Annotated in this window: 14 protein-coding genes and 1 pseudogene; 11 read left to right on the top strand and 4 right to left on the bottom strand. The window is 64.7% G+C overall.

Annotated features, from left to right (window positions below; translation table 11 throughout):
* Positions 1-122: 122 nt before the first annotated feature.
* From C8D03_RS04645 to C8D03_RS04635, 3 genes are all read left to right on the top strand, one after another.
* Complete coding sequence (locus C8D03_RS04645; protein WP_146170081.1) at positions 123-983, top strand: hypothetical protein; 861 nt, start codon at positions 123-125, stop codon at positions 981-983.
* A 95-nt stretch (positions 984-1,078) separates the two neighbouring features.
* On the top strand, positions 1,079-1,984 hold the full coding sequence (locus C8D03_RS04640) for a hypothetical protein (RefSeq protein ID WP_108045215.1): 906 nt from the start codon (positions 1,079-1,081) through the stop codon (positions 1,982-1,984).
* 111 nt (positions 1,985-2,095) lie between these two features.
* Positions 2,096-3,037: a hypothetical protein gene (locus C8D03_RS04635; protein WP_108045214.1), complete on the top strand. Its 942-nt coding sequence runs from the start codon at positions 2,096-2,098 to the stop codon at positions 3,035-3,037.
* 439 nt (positions 3,038-3,476) lie between these two features.
* Here the strand turns inward: C8D03_RS04635 and C8D03_RS26000 are convergent, their stop codons facing one another.
* The 4 genes from C8D03_RS26000 to C8D03_RS04615 all read right to left on the bottom strand — a co-directional run bounded on the left by C8D03_RS26000 (position 3,477) and on the right by C8D03_RS04615 (position 9,137).
* Entirely contained in the window at positions 3,477-4,994 is a 1,518-nt protein-coding gene (locus C8D03_RS26000) for a hypothetical protein (RefSeq protein ID WP_146170080.1), read from the bottom strand.
* Between the two features lie 175 nt (positions 4,995-5,169).
* Complete coding sequence (locus tag C8D03_RS04625) at positions 5,170-6,888, bottom strand: tyrosine-type recombinase/integrase (RefSeq protein WP_181300666.1); 1,719 nt, start codon at positions 6,886-6,888, stop codon at positions 5,170-5,172.
* A gap of 249 nt (positions 6,889-7,137) precedes the next feature.
* Positions 7,138-8,478 carry a histidine kinase dimerization/phospho-acceptor domain-containing protein gene (locus C8D03_RS04620; RefSeq protein ID WP_108045211.1) on the bottom strand — a complete coding sequence of 447 codons (1,341 nt, stop codon included), beginning with the start codon at positions 8,476-8,478 and terminating at the stop codon, positions 7,138-7,140.
* On the bottom strand, positions 8,475-9,137 hold the full coding sequence (locus C8D03_RS04615) for a response regulator (protein WP_108045210.1): 663 nt from the start codon (positions 9,135-9,137) through the stop codon (positions 8,475-8,477). Before C8D03_RS04615 ends, C8D03_RS04620 begins: the two co-directional genes overlap by 4 nt.
* 122 nt (positions 9,138-9,259) lie before the next feature.
* Between C8D03_RS04615 and C8D03_RS04610 the strand changes: the two genes are divergently transcribed.
* From C8D03_RS04610 to C8D03_RS04575, 8 genes and pseudogenes are all read left to right on the top strand, one after another.
* Positions 9,260-9,880 carry a DsbA family protein gene (locus C8D03_RS04610; protein ID WP_108045209.1) on the top strand — a complete coding sequence of 207 codons (621 nt, stop codon included), beginning with the start codon at positions 9,260-9,262 and terminating at the stop codon, positions 9,878-9,880.
* A 26-nt stretch (positions 9,881-9,906) separates the two neighbouring features.
* Positions 9,907-10,560: pseudogene (locus C8D03_RS04605) on the top strand (L,D-transpeptidase); the annotation flags it as partial.
* Between the two features lie 339 nt (positions 10,561-10,899).
* Positions 10,900-12,207 carry a bifunctional sulfur transferase/dioxygenase Blh gene (gene blh / locus C8D03_RS04600; protein ID WP_108045208.1) on the top strand — a complete coding sequence of 436 codons (1,308 nt, stop codon included), beginning with the start codon at positions 10,900-10,902 and terminating at the stop codon, positions 12,205-12,207.
* On the top strand, positions 12,204-12,536 hold the full coding sequence (gene bigR / locus C8D03_RS04595; protein ID WP_181300664.1) for a sulfite-sensing transcriptional repressor BigR: 333 nt from the start codon (positions 12,204-12,206) through the stop codon (positions 12,534-12,536). Before blh ends, bigR begins: the two co-directional genes overlap by 4 nt.
* On the top strand, positions 12,533-12,943 hold the full coding sequence (locus C8D03_RS04590; protein WP_108045206.1) for a YeeE/YedE family protein: 411 nt from the start codon (positions 12,533-12,535) through the stop codon (positions 12,941-12,943). The genes bigR and C8D03_RS04590 overlap by 4 nt, the downstream gene beginning before the upstream one ends.
* Positions 12,940-13,395 (top strand): YeeE/YedE family protein, encoded by a 456-nt coding sequence (locus C8D03_RS04585; RefSeq protein WP_108045205.1) that lies wholly within the window; start codon positions 12,940-12,942, stop codon positions 13,393-13,395. Before C8D03_RS04590 ends, C8D03_RS04585 begins: the two co-directional genes overlap by 4 nt.
* Entirely contained in the window at positions 13,392-14,174 is a 783-nt protein-coding gene (locus C8D03_RS04580) for a sulfite exporter TauE/SafE family protein (RefSeq protein WP_108045204.1), read from the top strand. Before C8D03_RS04585 ends, C8D03_RS04580 begins: the two co-directional genes overlap by 4 nt.
* 128 nt (positions 14,175-14,302) lie before the next feature.
* The gene (locus tag C8D03_RS04575; protein WP_108045203.1) at positions 14,303-16,354 is read left to right on the top strand and encodes a heavy metal translocating P-type ATPase; all 2,052 of its coding nucleotides are present in this window, start codon (positions 14,303-14,305) and stop codon (positions 16,352-16,354) included.
* Positions 16,355-16,381: the final 27 nt, after the last annotated feature.

Below are 16,381 nucleotides of genomic sequence, written 5' to 3'. Positions count from 1 at the left end.
GAGTGGCTCGTTCAAGCCGGGGCGGCTTCGCCGCGAAGGTCAAGACGAGCCTGAAGCGTGAGGCATCGGAACACAGACCCCCGAAAAGCCCGCCAACATCCATGCAGAAAAGACTGAAGATCATGACGAAGAAGACCATCCCGGCCTGCATCGGCCGCTCGATCAAGCCCGCCCACTCCGCCGCCGCGGTCGACCGCTATGTGCCGACCGACTGGCCGCGGGTCGGTGGCAATGCCATCGCCAAACTCCCGCGCGACGCCTTCACCAAGCCCGCCTTCGAGGAGGCTTACGAGCCTGGGCGGCGTGTCAACGTCTACGTCGCCGCCTGTGGTCAGAGCTACAGCATGCCGGGCGTCCAGACCGGCCTGCTCGGCGCCGCGCGCGACCTCTTGGCGCCCGTCTACAAGGTGGCCGCCACCGAATGTGCCGATCCGCGCGACCGCATGGATGCGCTGAACGCCGACCGCTATGCGGCCCACCGTCGGACGATCTCGGGCGACGTCACCGATCTCGGCTTCGACCGTTGGACGTTGCAGCAGATCAGGCCCATGCGGCAGCCGAAACCCGGCGCGCCGATCGAGCTGCAGCCGCGCGTGATCTCGGTCGTTCTCCCGCACGGCCTCTCTGCCCGCGCCTTCGAGAAGCGTCTCCACGACTCCCTGGCGAACGCCAGCCTCAACGCCTGGCTGGTCTCGCCGGAGGGCATGGCGCACTGCGCCCTGCTCGGCCGCGCGCCGTGCGATCTTCAGCGCTTCACCGTCTACCGGTTCGGCACCGGGGTGCGCGTCTCGCCGGCGGACGAGCTCTACCTGTTCCGCCCCCGCGGTGAGGACGCCGAGCGTCTGCTCAGTATCGTCGAGCAGATCATCTTCCAGCACGTCACGGGCGTCGCACCAGCCGCCAGCGCGTCCTGGTCGAGCCCGAGCCAGCGCACCCTCACGCATCAGCCGAAGGCCACCAACCCGCAGCCCGGCGCGGCCTGATCACACAGGCCGGGCGCAGGAGCGCCCGGCTCTTCCTCTCTTCCCCGACAACCGACGCCCATCCGGGCCCTTGCTCAACCGATCCCGAGACAGACATGACCGCCAGCACCGATTCCAGCCCGCTCTCCCTGCACCACATCGCCTTCGACGACACGATCCACGCCGTCATCGGCGAACTCGCCGCCGTGAGCCTCACGAACCCGACCGACAGCGACTATGCCGGGTTCATCCGCAACAGCCCTTCGCTCGTCGCGATCGCGGCTCGCTGCGCCCAGCGCACCTCCGAGCTCGAGCGCTTCATCGAGCTCGCGCAAGTGTCGGCTCCGTTCCTGGTGCGCCAGCACGTCGCCACGCCGCATGCCTTCGCCATCCTGAACGAGGAGGCGACGCTCGCGCTCGCGCTGCTGCCGGCGAGAACCGCAGCTGATCGGCACGCGCAACGAGAACATGGCTTTGCCCTCCTCCGCGCGCTCCAGGAACTCGATGACCCGACGCTTGAGCCGATCGCCCGGGCGGCGTTCGGGATCGAGACGCTCTCAGTGGCGACGGCCGGCGACGTCGCCACGAACGCTCTCGCCCATGCCGTGTCGCGTTTCCGCGAACTCGCCGCGGCCCGGAGCCTTGCGACTGTGCATCGCGTCGAGGACGCGGCGTCTTTGCGCGCCTTCCTGTTGCAGGTCCCGGACTTCGAGGCCCTCTACCGCGACGTCGAGCGGCACGCCCGGGCGGCCGCGCGGCTGGCCGCTATGCTCATCGAGGGCGATCTTGCGCGCCAGCAGCATGACGACATCGCCATGGCGCTCAAGGGCGCGCAGCTCCAGGCCCGGATCGCGCTCCTGCGCATCGCAGTGGCTCCGGTCCAAAACCAGTTCGAGCCCTGGTCCCGGCTCGCCAACGAGGTCATCCCCCACCCGACGCCGGGGCTCACCGCCATCCTGTCACTGGCCACGAAGATGGGAGAATCCTTGCGCGACATGCTCGCGGCGCACCCGCTCGACTGAACGACCGTCAGAGCCACGACAGGAAGGGGCGTCCCGCTGGGGGCGCCCTTTGTCTTGAGAGGGAGGCAATGAAGCCGACTGGTTTTCGCCCCCAAAACAGGACTTTTCCACATGACCAACAAACTCGAGTTCCAGCCTGGACCGTCAGACGATCGCGAGATCCGCGAGCACGCCGATCCCATCATGGCGATCCTCGCCCGGCTTCATGACGACCCCGCGATCGCCGACATGGTCGCGCTTCGTCTGTCGAGGCCGGATCTGCGCGATGCCGCCGTCAAGGCCGAGGCTCATCGCAATGCTTACGGCTGGAGCGTCAGCCAGGACGGCGTCGGTGCGCTCGAACGGATCGCCCTGCTCACCATCGCCGGGGCGCATGCGATGATCGTCGCGATCTTCCCTGTCGGGAATCTGGACGATGTGGACGCCAAAGTCGCCATGCAGCCCAGCCGCGACTGGCTGGCCAATTGGCAAGGCAGCGGCGACTACGTCCGCGGGCGCATCGCACAGGCAGCCTTCAGCCCGGGGCAGCTCGCCGTGCCGCCGCAGCCCGACGTCTCGGAACGGGAGAGTGCCGTGTACCCCTGGCCCGTCAATGGGTTCGACCTCGACGCCGAGGTCGAGAGCTTGCCGAGCCGCGGGATCTACACGCCCGAGCAGCTTCCCGTTCTGGCTGCTTTCGCGGCTGAGGGGCTCGACATGAGGGCTGTGCTCGCGAAAGCGCGGGACTATTTCGCGGCCGCGGATCGCCTGTTCGCCGAAGCACTTCGTCCGAGCCCGGCGATGCATCGGACGCGGCTCGCGGCGGAGGGCGCGCTCATCGCTGGCTATCTTTCTTGTGCCCAGATCGCCGTCTGGCCCGCACGGCGCGGGACTGGGGATCGCGATGCCAAGCTCGCGGTGCAGGAACTCATCAACGGGCGCGCCAGGACAGCCGATCCCCTGCACATGCAAGCGGCGATCCGGCATGGCTTCACCTTTACGTCGACCGTGTTGCGGGGCGCGCCGCATGTGTTTGTGGAGGTGCGCTTAGGGGAGTGGATGGAAAACATTTAACAACCGCTCCGGCGGCTCGTAGGGGCGCTTCAGCCCTCTCAGCCCGCCACCAGTGCTTGATGCCCATACTCGGCAAGCTCGCGCCGAGAATGTGTCAACACCCATCGTCCGCCGGTCGATACCCCAAAACACCAGCTGCGGACAGCTTCCGCAGCCTCCGCAGCGCCCCGCTTGGTTATTAAGTCATTGCCGTTCTGCTGGGGATTTGAGGTTTACAGCAGCCATGCCTTGAAGATGAGCTGCCAAGTACTCTCCGGAGTATTCCGATAGCCAGATTAACCGACACTTCCGTCATTTAAATGGGGTTTGGCCGTCGTAGACGATCCGGCTGACTTGTCGCCCGGCTGGCGCCCTGCGGAGGGTGCTCGGACCTACCCTCGTATCCGCGGTTGCTGCAGCCTCCGCACGGCTTGTATAAGACAGGAAGCGGGACCGACAGCTAGAGTCTAAATAGATTCACGGTGCTTCTCCGATCGGATGTTTTCGCCCGACCGATGTGCACGATGATATCGTGTTCGTTGAGAATGGGCTTGATCCGCTTGAGATGGGCCGAAATCTGCGCGAGCCCCGATGGAACCGGTTTAGCTGCCCCCGATGCCTTCAGACGCTTGGCGATTTCGACCTGAAGATCCTGCATCGTTCCCTTCCAGTCGCCCTTGTCGTCCCACAATTCGAGAATCGCCAGAAGGATGGGATCGCGCTCGACGAGGTCGTTCGTTACCACGGCACGGTTCTTGTCATAGGCAGCCATGAAGCTGCCCGGCCCGTCGAAAACGCTCTCGATAGCGGTTCCGATCTTTGCGAATTCAGCCATTCGAGGCAGTTTGTTCGGCACTTCCGCCAAGCCGCAAGCCATACACATCAGCTTGTGGCGGCAAAGGGCAAGGAGATCAAAAAGAGCTTCTGTGAGCTTTGGCAGAAGCGCCTGGAATGCTGCGCTGATTGATGCCGTATCGCGCCGCGATTCTGAAGGAATTGCACTCGTGTTGATCATGAGCGTGCGGTCCGCCAGATCCGGTCTCAGAACGAGATCGCCAATTCCGTTCAAGATAATAGGATTTTTGAACTCGACGTAATATTCGTCCGTAAAAGTTCCCGCACGACGCAATGCAACAGCGCTGCCGGTCGAGATTTTGCATAGATTGTCGCTCAGATCCGGCGAAATCGACGAGACATTATCAAAAGACAGTACATGAGAGTTGCTGGCCGATATGAACAATTCCTTTTCCGATTTTGGCATAGATCGAAGCGGCGCGTGACTAGGGTCGATGAGTTCATGTATCAATCGCACGAGTGTAGATTTCGCAGATCCCTGATCGCCGCAGACAGTTAGGATTGGATAAGGCCCATCAGGCGTTAGCGCACATACGCACCAGGCCATGATCAGCTGGAAATCCCGTTGTGTGTCTAAATTCAAAAGAGCAGCAAATTCCTTGAACGTTTGACGGTGAGCCGCACGAGTGGCAAATTCGAGTTCGCCGTTAGATTCGAGGGCTCCCTCGGCTTTAAGCTTGGGATATGGGCGCATCGATCGGCTTCTGACGAAGCTGATATCCTTATCATGCATGCGCTTCCAGTAACCGGGAATCACCATCGCCATTTCTCTAGAGTCAGTGCCTAGGTCAATAAACCAAGCGCCATCTCTATGAGTTCCGAGCCGGCGGAAAGTTCTTAGTTCTGGCTCGTCGGACGCCTGATCTTCAACTTCATTGATCGCTGTGCGCAAGGCATATGGCGAAGGATGGCGATTTTCATTTGCTACTCGAAATTGTTGCCGCAGCCAGGACCTGAATCCTTGCGATGCAATGGGAAAGGCTTCTCGGCCCGCACCAACCGATACGGAAGCGAAGCCCTCTCCCTGCCAAGAAAACAATTTGATGAAGTTGCGCTGCGGATCGACCAGTTCGCGAAGGATCTCGAGATCTGTCGGCGGGAGTTTGGGCTTCACGCTCGCCACTGCGGGTCTCCGAAAGGCCTGTGGATCGTCTGCGCCAATGTGGCGGCAAGCCCCCTTACGACGAAATGACCAAACGACCCGTTTAGGCTCATACCTAACGTCTGGTGACGTTGGCGAGGCCAGATCGCGAGTGCCAGGGTCGACGCTATGGATCAAGTTCGCCATCTAGTAGCGCTTATGGTTCGAGTGAATCCTCCTTCGTGTCGAGTTCGTAGCGCGGATACGCGTCGATCTTGGATTTCAGCGCCTTGGGCCTTGCCGAAAAATAGCCGTCCGACACATCCTTCTTGTGATTGTGGCCGGTAATGGCATTGGCGAAGCGCTTTTGAATGCCAGCCTCTTCGGCCCGCGTAATGAAGGTGTGGCGCCAGCCATGGTTGGGGCTGAGGCCTTTATCCAGCGTGACCTGCTTGCGGACCCACTCGGCAAGTTCGCTCGCACGCTGCTCCTGCGGCGTGCGCGTCGATCCTTCCTGCTGGGCCTTATCGCCGGCGAACAGGAAGCCCTCGGGGGCCTTTTCGTGAAAGGCGAGCAGGCCTTCCTCGATCAGGGCGGCATGCATGGGGATCGTCCGCGCCACGTCGGTTTTCGTCTGAGAAAAGTGGATGACCCACATGCCATCCTGGCGCTTGATGTCCTCGCGCTTGAGCCAGCAGACCTCCTGGATGCGGGCGCCGGTGTAAGCGCAGATCCAGGCTGTCCATCGCCTGGAGGCGGCGGCTCTTGGAAACTCCGGGTTGCCGCGGGCCTTACGGGCAGCCTTGAGGATCGCGGCGACCTCATCATCGCGGAATGCCTTTTCCCGCTTTTCGGTCTTGGATTCGACTTCGAGGCTGACGCCCTTTGCGGGATTTGTCACCAGGAGCCTCTTGCCTGGATACGTCGACGCCCAGCCCAACACAGAGGAAATCGCCACCAAATCGTTCTTGTTGATCGTCCTGGCGGTGATGCCGACTTCCTTCTCGCGCTCTAGAGCCCATTGCCAGACATCGTCCTGGCTCAGGAGGCCTACGTCACGCTCGCCCCAGAACGCGTGAAATGACGCCAGCGAGGGCCCGTAGCGCCGGAAGGTGGACGGTTTGCGCTTCTTGGCGTGCGCCTCCTTCCAGCGCTCGAAGACGACTTCGACCGTGTTGGCCGCAGAGCGGCGCGGCGCAGGACGAGGAGAGGGAGTGGCCTGCCGCGGCGGCGGCGTGAAGGCCGGCAGCTCTGCGGCGACCGGATCGCGATAGTCGTTCGCCTTCAGCCGGCGTTCCGCCGTGTCGATGAACTCTTGGCCCATGCGATCCGCGGCATTCAACAGCTTCTGACGCGACCCGGCATCGATCCGCAGGTGATACTGCGCCAGCTTCTCGTCGAGCATCGGTCCGAAATAGCCTTCCAGCAGCTCCTCGCGGGACAGGAGCGGATCGCCGTGCTTCAGCCCCCAGGCCAGCATGGCGCGCTCATCATACATCTCGATGGCGGCTTCGAGTTCGGCGAGCTTCTCGTTGGCTCCCTGGCCTTGGTAGTGATCGGCGGCGGCCTGGAATGCATCACGATGCGCCTCGACCTGATCGGCGACGGCGTCGTCGTGATCGAGGTCGCTCACGGCCTCCTTGTAGATCTCGCCGGCGAGAGCCCGCGCCTGCACCCGGCTCAACGATTGGGGCGGTTGGCCGAGGGTCTCGAAGAAGGCATTGAGGGCATTCAGCGCGAGGGGAAAACGCTCCTTGGCGACCTTTGCCTCTTTGGTCCGAAGCGACAGGACGACCTTGTCGCTGACGACCACCGTGTGGTGTTCGCCGTCCACGGGAAGGCTCACCCGCTGGCCTTTGGCGAGCGGGCGAAGCGCCAGTGGCACCTTCACGTTCAGGTAGTAGGAACCCTGCTTGGTAGCGAAGGGTCGGGACATTGCAAGAGCCATGGTGTCAAACCGCAGTGTCAAAGCGGATACCATGTAACTCGTTATCAATGCTTAACTCTTTGACGCGAAAGCGAGAAAGAGTGGTGCCCAGGAGAGGACTCGAACCTACCGGCCAGTCCTGTATTCCTTGAAAAACAAGGGAAATTCCGCCGCCAATTCCCGCTCTGTGGGGGAGTACTGAGTGGGATTGTGCAGCTTTATGATAGCGGACTTGCAGCATCTGGCAAGCGTCTGAGCTCACGCTCTACCGCGCCGATCGAAATACACGGCCGCTCTCAGGCCCCGCCCGTTTGGCGGCGTGCCCAAGCCGAGCTCCGCTTTCGCACTGTGCAGGGCTACGTCGACAATCGCGAGCCCCAGCCCGCTTCCGGCATGTCGGCTCGTGCGTCCGCGATAGAACCGCTGCCTGACGAGGGCCATTTCGTCTGCGGGAACACCGGGGCCTTCGTCATCGACAGCCAGCGCGGCGTCTCCGGTCCTGAGCCACCTGACGCGACCGCCTGGCGGGCTATGGCCACAGGCGTTGTCGTGGAGGTTGCGCAGGGCCAGCTTCAGGTGGTCGGGATCCCCTTCCACCGTCATTGCGTCAAGGGCGGCATCGATCTCGACGACGATCGACGGCCGCCTCGGGCCTTCGCCGTCGATGTCTCGGAGCAGCTGCCCGAGATTGACCGGCTCGCGCCGGCTCGGCTCGGCGTCCGACTCCAGCCTCGCCAGCGCGAGCAACTGACTGATCAGGCGTGCCGTGCGGTCTACGCCCTGCATGATGTGGTCCAGTGCGGCCGTCCGCATCTCGGTCGAGTCGGCAGCCATGGCGATCTGGGCCTGGGTTCGGATGCCCGCGAGCGGGGTGCGCAACTCGTGCGCGGCGAAGGCGGTAAACTCGCGCTCGTGCCGGCGTGCGGCGTCCAGGCGCACAAACAGGCCGTTGAGCGCATCGGTTACGGGCCGGATCTCGTCGATCACCCTGGCGTGGAGCGGAGCAAGATCATCGGCCGCGCGCTGCTGCAGATCGGCGGCGATCCCGCGCAAGGGCGACAGACCGCGCCCGACGCTCATCCATATCAGCGCCGCAAACAGCGGCAACATCAGCAGCGTCGGTGCGACGAGGCCCATGACCAGGTCGTTGACGAGGCGATCCCGCAAGCCGAGCCGATCGCCGACCAGAACCCGGACATCCTTGGCGGCGTCTTCGATGGCGTAGACGCGCCACAGCTCGCCGTCGATCAGGCTGTCGCTGAAGCCGGCGGCATGGCCGGCCAGTCGCTCGGCGGGTGCGGCCGTCGAAGCCGCGACGAGCCGTCCCCCCAGCGACCAGATCTGGCAGGAGAGCTGGCGCTCATAGCCGCCGGGCTCGCTCGTGGTGACCTGCGGCGTCGCGGCGATCGCGGCTGGCGCCGATGCGCCGGCATCCCGGACGAGCGAGGAGACCATGCGCGCCGCCTCCTGCAGGCGCGTATCGAGGACGCGTTCGAGTTCGGCCTTGGTGCCGAGATAGATCCAGGCGGTCGCAGCCAGCCAGATCAGGCCGGTAGTGGCGACGAGGATTACGAACAGTCGCGTGCGCAGCGAGGTCATGGCGTCGCCCTCAACCTGTAGCCCAGGCCGCGGACGGTCTCGATCAGCTCGCGTCCGATCTTCTGCCGGAGATTGTGGATGTGGACCTCGATGGCGTTGCTCTCGATGTCTTCCTGCCAGCCATAGAGCCGTTCCTCCAGCGCGATGCGCGAGCGGATCATGCCGGCCCGCTCGGCGAGCGCGCGCAGGATGGCGAATTCCCGTCGCGTGACCTCGATGACGAGGCCGTCGCGCGAAACCGAATGGTTCGCCGGGTTCAGGACGAGACCTGCCACCTCGATGGTCGCCGTCGCCCGGCCATCGCGCCGCCGCACCACGGCCCGCAGGCGGGCGGCGAGTTCGTCGAGGTCGAAGGGCTTGCCGAGATAGTCGTCGGCACCGCGGTCGAGCCCGGCGATGCGGTCGCGCGTCTCGTCGAGCGCCGTCAGGAGCAGGATCGGGCTCTCGTCGCCCGCCTGGCGCAGGCTGGCCAGCAGATCGAGCCCCGAGCCGTCCGGTAGCATGATGTCGAGGACGATCGCGTCGAAGGCGCCTGCCGCGAGCGCATGCCGGCCGTCGGCGCAGCTGCCGACGACCTCGGCGCTGACGCCGTGGAGCTTCAGCCCGACGGCGAGGCCGTCGGCCAGAATGGGGTCGTCCTCGACGATCAGAACACGCATCGTTTCTCCATGACGGGCAGGATCCCTGGGCGGCTTAAGGCTGGCTTAAGCTGGGAGGCGCCGTTGGCCTCCATCACGGCCCGACCAGCCGCCGCCCTCGACAGCCGACAAGGACCAGACCGATGCAGCAGGATCGCCGGACGATCATCAAAGGCCTGACCTTGCTTCTCGCCGCCACGCCCGGATCTGCGCTGGCCCAGGGACGCGACCCCGTTGCCGAGGCCATCCTCAACGATCCCGAGGCGCCGGTCTCCGGCAACCCGAAAGGCGACGTCACGATCGTCGCCTTTCTCGATTACAACTGCCCCTTCTGCAAGAAAGCAGCCCCCGATCTCGCCCGCCTCGTCCGCGAGGACGGCCAGATCAGGCTCGTCTACAAGGACTGGCCGGTGATCGCCGAGACCTCGGTCTATGCCGCGCAGCTTGCGCTCGCCGCCGCCTATCAGGGCGCCTATGCCAAAGCCCATGATGCGTTGATGGCGACCAAGGGGCGGCTCGGCCGCGAGCAGATCGCCGCAGCCATCAAGGGCGCGGCCCTCGACATGGCCCGGCTCGAGGCGGATGTAAACGGCAAGGCCGCCCAGATCACCGCGCTGCTCAGGCGCAACATGGCTCAGGCGGAGTCGCTCGGGCTGCAGGGCACCCCCACTTACCTTATCGGCCCGTTCCGGACCTCCACCCAGGATTACGCCGGTTTCAAGCAGGTCGTCGCCGACGCGCGCAAGAAGCAGGCGTCGCAGTGATCGGCCTCAAATCTCCCATGACCAACATCTCCAGACCGACGCGCCGTCTGGCTGGCCTCATGATCGCCCTGACTGCGGCCGGCTGTACGACCATCGCGCAACAGCCGGTTCCGGCGACGCCTACCGCGCCGCAGTTCAGCGCCCTCGATCTAAGGCGCTATGGCGAGGTCGGCGGCGAGCCGTTCCATGTCCCCGCCGTCTCGCTCGAAGACCTGCAGCCACGCAATCTGCGCCAGCTCGTCGATTACCCGACGCCGCATCAGCCCGGCACGCTGATCGTCGATCCCGCCAACCGGTTCCTCTTTCTCGTTCAAGAGCACGGCAAGGCGCTGCGCTATGGCGTCGGTGTCGGGCGAGAAGGTCTGGAGTTCACCGGCTCTGCGACAGTCGAGCGCAAGGCGCAGTGGCCGCGCTGGACACCGACGCAGGACATGATCAAGCGCGAGCCCACCCGCTATGCGAAATGGGCCGGCGGCATGAAGGGCGGCGACGCCAACCCGCTTGGGGCGCGTGCGCTTTACCTGTTCAAGGACGGCAGGGACACGCTCTACCGGATCCACGGCACGAACGAGCCCGACACCATCGGCGAGGCGGTGTCTTCAGGCTGCATCCGCATGATGAACCAAGACGTCATCGACCTCTACAACCGCATCCCGAGGGGATCGAAGGTCGTGGTGCTGCCGGCCTGAATCTCAGGACCATACTGATGGGCGGAGGCCCGCGATGATCCCTTCCGAGGATATGTCCCGACGGAAGTTGAGTCCGATCTGAGTAGTTGCCGAGGCTGTCACGGGCCTCGGTCACGGCCTACGCCCCTTGCTGCGGGCGGAGCGGTAGTTGGCGACCCTTGCCGGCCTAGGGCTGTGGCCGCCAGCACCTGCATGCCGAACGCGGATGCGATCGAGCTCTGCAGATCAATCCCGACGGATATGAAGCCGACCACGCTAGGGGCTTGTAGCGGTCAATATACACTTTATATAACTGTATATTGAATTCTCATCCAGCCTTGGAGGCCGGCGATGCAACCGATCAGAATTTCCGAGAAGCTGTCTATCGGCGCCCAGCCGACGGAGGGGGAGTTCGCTCTCCTGGCGTCGCAGGGCTTCAAGATGGTCATTAACGCCCGACCCGATGCCGAGGACGCCGCACAGCCGGGCTCTGCTACCGAACAGACGGCCGCTGAGAAGGCCGGGATGGCGTACGCCTTCGTCCCGGTGACGGGTGCTGCGATCACGGACGCAGACGTCTTTGCGTTCAAGAGCGGCCTCAGGCAGGCAGCAGGGCCGGTTTTTGCCCATTGCAAGACCGGTATGCGCGCCCTGACGCTCCATGCGCTCGGCGAAGTGCTCGACGGCCACATGGAAGCCGACGACGTCGTCTCATTCGGCAGCCGGCACGGTTTCGATCTTGCCGGTGCAAAGGCCTGGCTCGAGCGACGCGCGACCCAAAAGCCGCAGGTCAAGGGCTTCTACGATCCCCGGACCTTCAGCATCCAGTATGTCGTGACCGACCCGGCCACGAAGCGCTGCGCCATCATCGATCCCGTTCTGGACTTCGACGAGAAGTCGGGCGCGACCGCGACGACCCAGGCCGACGCCATCCTCGCCTATGTCGGCGAGCAGGGGCTTACCGTCGAATGGATCCTCGACACCCATCCCCATGCCGACCACTTCTCGGCCGCGCAATATCTCAAAGCGCAGACTGGCGCGCAGACCGCCATCGGCGAGCAGGTGGTCGCGGTTCAGAAGCTATGGAAGGGCCTCTACAACTGGCCGCAACTCGCCACGGACGGCTCACAGTGGGACCGGCTTTTTGCCCATGGCGAGCGATTCAAAATCGGCTCGCTCGATGGCTCGGTGCTCTTCTCGCCCGGCCACACGATGGCCTCGATAACCTATGTGATCGGCGACGCCGGCTTCGTCCACGATACGCTGTTCATGCCGGATGGCGGCACGGCCCGGGCCGATTTCCCCGGCGGCAGCGCCAAGGCGCTCTGGGCTTCGATTCAGGCAATCCTGGCGCTGCCCGATGAGACGCGCCTGTTCACCGGCCACGACTATCAGCCCGGTGGCCGGGCTCCGCGCTGGGAAAGCACGGTCGGCCAGCAGAAGCAGTCGAATGCTCACATCGTCGGACATGACGAGGCCGCCTTCGTCGCCCTCCGAGAGGCCCGCGACAAGACGCTGTCGATGCCCAAGCTGATCCTGCATGCGCTGCAGGTGAACATTCGCGGCGGGCGCCTGCCAGAGCCTGAATCGAACGGCCGGCGCTATCTGAAGATTCCGCTCGATGCGCTGGGCGGTGCTGCCTGGGACGATGCGGCATGACGCAGTCACCGAGGCCGTTCATGACCCGGGCGGAGCTTTCGGGCCGGGCGACCGAGGTCGCGAGCCTGCTCAAGACTCTCGCAAACCGCAACCGGCTGATGATCGTCTGCACGCTGGTCGAGGGCGAGTACGCCGTCGGCCAGATCGAGGAGGAACTCGGCATCCGGCAGCCGACGCTCTCGCAGCAACTCACCATCCTGCGCGAGGCGGGGATCGTCGCAACGCGGCGCGAGGCCAAGCAGATCTTCTATCGCCTGACGGAGCAAAAGGCCGCCCATCTCGTCGAGGCGCTCCACGCCATCTTCTGCGCAGAGGACCCCGCGCCATGACCCCCTATTGGCCTTCGCTCCTGGGAGGCATGCTGATCGGCCTCTCAGCCACAATGCTCCTGCTCCTCAACGGTCGCGTCGCCGGCATTAGCGGCATTCTCGGCAGGCTCGCGCAGGGCGCGCAAATCCCGACAAATGCGGCCTTCGTGATCGGGTTGGTCCTAGGCCCGCTGCTGTATCGCGCCGTCGCTGGAACCTGGCCGGCCGTGATCATCACGGCATCGCTGCCGGTCATCGCCCTGGCCGGGCTGCTGGTCGGCTTCGGCACGCGCATGGGGTCGGGCTGCACCAGCGGCCACGGCATCGTCGGCCTCGCCCGGCTGTCGCCGCGCTCGATCGCGGCCGTGGTCACCTTCCTGGGCGCGGGGATCGCAACAGTCACGCTGATGAGGCTCGTCTCGCCATGAACCGAATGATGCAGATCCTGACCGCGCTCACCAGTGGCGCCATCTTCGGGCTCGGCCTGTCGCTGTCGGGCATGCTCGATCCCACCCGCGTGCGCGGCTTCCTGGATGTGGGCGGCGCCTGGGATCCTAGCCTCGCCTTCGTCCTCGGAGGCGCCGTGATGGTCGCCTTTGCGGGAATGGCCGTGCGTCGGCGACTGCGGCACCCGGCCTTCGATGACAGCTTCAACCTGCCGGCGACGACACCGATCGACACCCGCCTTATCCTCGGCTCCGCCATCTTCGGGGTCGGCTGGGGGATGGCTGGCCTGTGCCCCGGCCCGGCGCTGGCCTCGCTTTCGCTCGGGCTTGCGCCGGTTGTGCTCTTCGTCGGCACCATGCTGGCGGGCATGGTCGTCTACGACCGGCTCGTTCCCAAGCCGATGACACCAACTCCGGTCGTCGGCGCATCATGACCGCTCAGATTCTCACCGCGGTCGGCTCGGGAAGCCTCGTCGGCTTCACGCTCGGCCTCGTCGGCGGCGGCGGCTCAATCCTAGCGACGCCCTTGCTGCTGTATGCCGTCGGCATCGGCCAACCTCATGTCGCGATTGGAACGGGTGCCCTTGCGGTATCGGTCAACGCCTATGCCAATCTGATCGGGCATGCCCGCAAGGGCCATGTGCAGTGGACATGCGCGATCGTCTTCGCGCTGGTGGGATCGATCGGAGCCCTGATTGGCTCGACGCTCGGCAAGGCGATGGACGGGCAGCGCCTGTTGTTCCTGTTCGGCTTGCTGATGCTCGTCGTCGGGGCGTTGATGTTGCGACCGCGCAAAACCGCGCCTGCCGTGCCCAAGCCGGTCGATCTACGGATGTGCCTGCTGACGGGTTCGGTGGCGATCGTGGCAGGAGCAGCATCCGGCTTCTTCGGGATCGGAGGCGGGTTCCTGATCGTCCCGGGTCTGATCCTGGCGACAGGTATGCGAACCATCGACGCGGTAGGCTCGTCTCTACTCGCCGTCGGGACCTTCGGACTGGCGACGGCGCTCAATTATTCCGCATCAGGCATGATCGACTGGCTGGTTGCTGCCGAGTTCATCGGCGGAGGCATCATCGGCGGCGCGTTGGGCATGCTGTTGGCGACGCGACTCTCGGGGCAAAAGGACACACTCAATCGCATCTTCGCAGCTCTGATCTTCGTGGTCGCAACCTACGTGCTCTATCGCAGCGGCAGCACCTACTTGTCCCAATGATCTCAGTTCAGGCGGCGCCAGAGGATGAGAAAAGCCGTGCCAAGGGGAAGCAGTCATTGTAATTAGAATAATTCTAAACTAGATAGGCATGGCCAACTCGGCATCTGTCCGATCGGGATGAAATCGCCATGACGACGTTAGCTGCCGCCGCACCGCTATGTCCTGCCAGCGCACAGCCCTGCACCTGCTTCAGGCCGTTCGAGCGCAGCTGTTCGGCGAGCGCGGCCGAGCAGGCCAAGCGCTCTCCGGGCTGGCTGGGGGACCGTATCCCGCGCGCGCTCAGCCTGTTCGGGCACGACGTCGAGACCGTCGAGGTCTTGCGGGTCGCGGTCGTCGCCGTCTCAGCCGCGTTGGTCTGGTTCGGGCTGACCCGCACGGTCGCGGGCGTCGATCTCGTCGGGGCCGCAGGTCTGCTGTTCGGCGCCTGGCCAATCCTGCGCGAGGCGTTCGAGAATATCAAAGAGCGGCGCATGACCATGGAGCTGTCCATGTCGATCGCCATTCTGGCGGCCGCCGCGATATCCGAATTCTTCACCGCGCTCGTCGTGACGTTCTTCGTACTCGTCGCCGAGGAGCTCGAGCATCTGACCGTCGATCGCGGGCGGGCGGCCATCGCCGACCTGATCGACGTGATGCCTCATGAGGCGACTGTGCGCAGGGACGGCGTCATCGCCGTGGTGCCGCTCGACACGATCGTCATCGGCGACCATGTGCTTGTCGCGCCCGGCGAGAACATCCCGGTCGATGGCGTGGTCAAATCTGGCCTCTCATATGTCGACCAGGCCCGCATCACCGGGGAGTCGATGCCGATCAAGCGTAGTGAGGGCGACACCGTCTTCGCCGGCTCCATCAACCAGTCGGGCGCACTCGACATCCAGGTCGACCGGATAGGCCGCGACACCAGCTTCGGGCGGATCATCGACGCGATCGAGAATGCCGAGCAGTCGCGTGCGCCGGTCCAGCGGCTGGCCGACCAGCTCGCCGGTTACCTGGTCTATTTCTCCTTCGCGGCGGCCATCCTCACCTATTGGCTGACGGGGAACATCCGCGACACGATCTCGGTGATCATCGTGGCGGGTGCCTGCGGTGTTGCGGCGGGGACGCCGCTGGCGGTGCTTGGCGGGATCGGCCGCGCCGCGCGCAACGGCGCGATCATCAAGGGCGGCATGCATCTGGAGGCGCTGGGCAAGATCGACACCATCGTGCTCGACAAGACCGGCACACTGACCTTCGGCGAGCCGCGGGTGACAGCGATCCACCCGGCGGCAGGCCGCGCGGAGGCCGACCTACTGCGGCTTGCCGCCTCGGCCGAACTGCGCTCGGAGCATCCGCTGGCCAAAGCCATCGTAGCCGAGGCCCGGGCCCGGGACCTCGTCGTGCCGGAACCCAACAGTTTCGACTACACGCTCGGACGCGGCGTCACCGCCGTGATCGGCAGCGATCGCATCCTGATCGGCAGCGTCAAGCTGCTCCAGGCTGACGGCGTCACGGTTCCCGCCGATCGGGACGGCAACGGCGTCTCGTCGGAAATCTGCGTCGCCGTCAACGGGACCTATGCCGGCGCCTTCGCCGTCGCCGACGAGGTCAGGCCGGAGGCCGCCAACGCCATCCGGGCTTTGCACGCGATGGGGATCAAGACCCTGCTGCTGACCGGCGACAACGCGAAGGTGGCCGAGAGCGTCGGCGCGAGCCTCGGGATCGGCGCGGTCGAGGCCGGGATGCTGCCGGAGCAGAAGCTGGAGCGCGTGCGGGCGCTGGTGGCCTCGGGTGCAAAGGTCGCCATGCTGGGGGACGGCATCAACGACGCCCCTGCCCTGACCGCCGCCAGCGTCGGTATCGCGATGGGATCGGGCACCGATGTCGCCAAGGAAAGCGCCGACATCGTGCTGCTCGCCAACGATCTTGACCGACTCGTTGAGACCATCGCGATCGCAAGGCGCACACGTGGCGTGATCTGGCAGAATTTCACCGGCACGATCGCCGTCGACGCGCTCGGCATTGCACTGGCGGCGTTCGGATTCCTCAACCCTCTCTTCGCGGCCTTCATTCACGTTTCATCGGAGCTGATCTTCATCTCAAACTCGGCTCGTCTACTCCCGGCCGCCGATAGGATGAAATCGTCCAGGAGGGGTACGCGTGCTGAGCCGGCTGAGTCGATGCAGACGAAAATCCTGGGTTGATGGCTCCGCGTCACAGGCCATCAAGCG

This window comes from Bosea sp. 124 (genome assembly GCF_003046175.1).
Classification (GTDB): domain Bacteria; phylum Pseudomonadota; class Alphaproteobacteria; order Rhizobiales; family Beijerinckiaceae; genus Allobosea.
This window is presented reverse-complemented; position numbering and strand designations above follow the sequence as displayed.

Coding starts and splice junctions, on each gene's coding strand:
- C8D03_RS04645 (WP_146170081.1), top strand. CDS start 123: ATGACGAAGAAGACCATCCCGGCCTGCATCGGCCGCTCGATCAAGCCC.
- C8D03_RS04640 (WP_108045215.1), top strand. CDS start 1,079: ATGACCGCCAGCACCGATTCCAGCCCGCTCTCCCTGCACCACATCGCC.
- C8D03_RS04635 (WP_108045214.1), top strand. CDS start 2,096: ATGACCAACAAACTCGAGTTCCAGCCTGGACCGTCAGACGATCGCGAG.
- C8D03_RS04625 (WP_181300666.1), bottom strand. CDS start 6,888: ATGTCCCGACCCTTCGCTACCAAGCAGGGTTCCTACTACCTGAACGTG.
- C8D03_RS04620 (WP_108045211.1), bottom strand. CDS start 8,478: ATGACCTCGCTGCGCACGCGACTGTTCGTAATCCTCGTCGCCACTACC.
- C8D03_RS04615 (WP_108045210.1), bottom strand. CDS start 9,137: ATGCGTGTTCTGATCGTCGAGGACGACCCCATTCTGGCCGACGGCCTC.
- C8D03_RS04610 (WP_108045209.1), top strand. CDS start 9,260: ATGCAGCAGGATCGCCGGACGATCATCAAAGGCCTGACCTTGCTTCTC.
- blh (WP_108045208.1), top strand. CDS start 10,900: ATGCAACCGATCAGAATTTCCGAGAAGCTGTCTATCGGCGCCCAGCCG.
- bigR (WP_181300664.1), top strand. CDS start 12,204: ATGACGCAGTCACCGAGGCCGTTCATGACCCGGGCGGAGCTTTCGGGC.
- C8D03_RS04590 (WP_108045206.1), top strand. CDS start 12,533: ATGACCCCCTATTGGCCTTCGCTCCTGGGAGGCATGCTGATCGGCCTC.
- C8D03_RS04585 (WP_108045205.1), top strand. CDS start 12,940: ATGAACCGAATGATGCAGATCCTGACCGCGCTCACCAGTGGCGCCATC.
- C8D03_RS04580 (WP_108045204.1), top strand. CDS start 13,392: ATGACCGCTCAGATTCTCACCGCGGTCGGCTCGGGAAGCCTCGTCGGC.
- C8D03_RS04575 (WP_108045203.1), top strand. CDS start 14,303: ATGACGACGTTAGCTGCCGCCGCACCGCTATGTCCTGCCAGCGCACAG.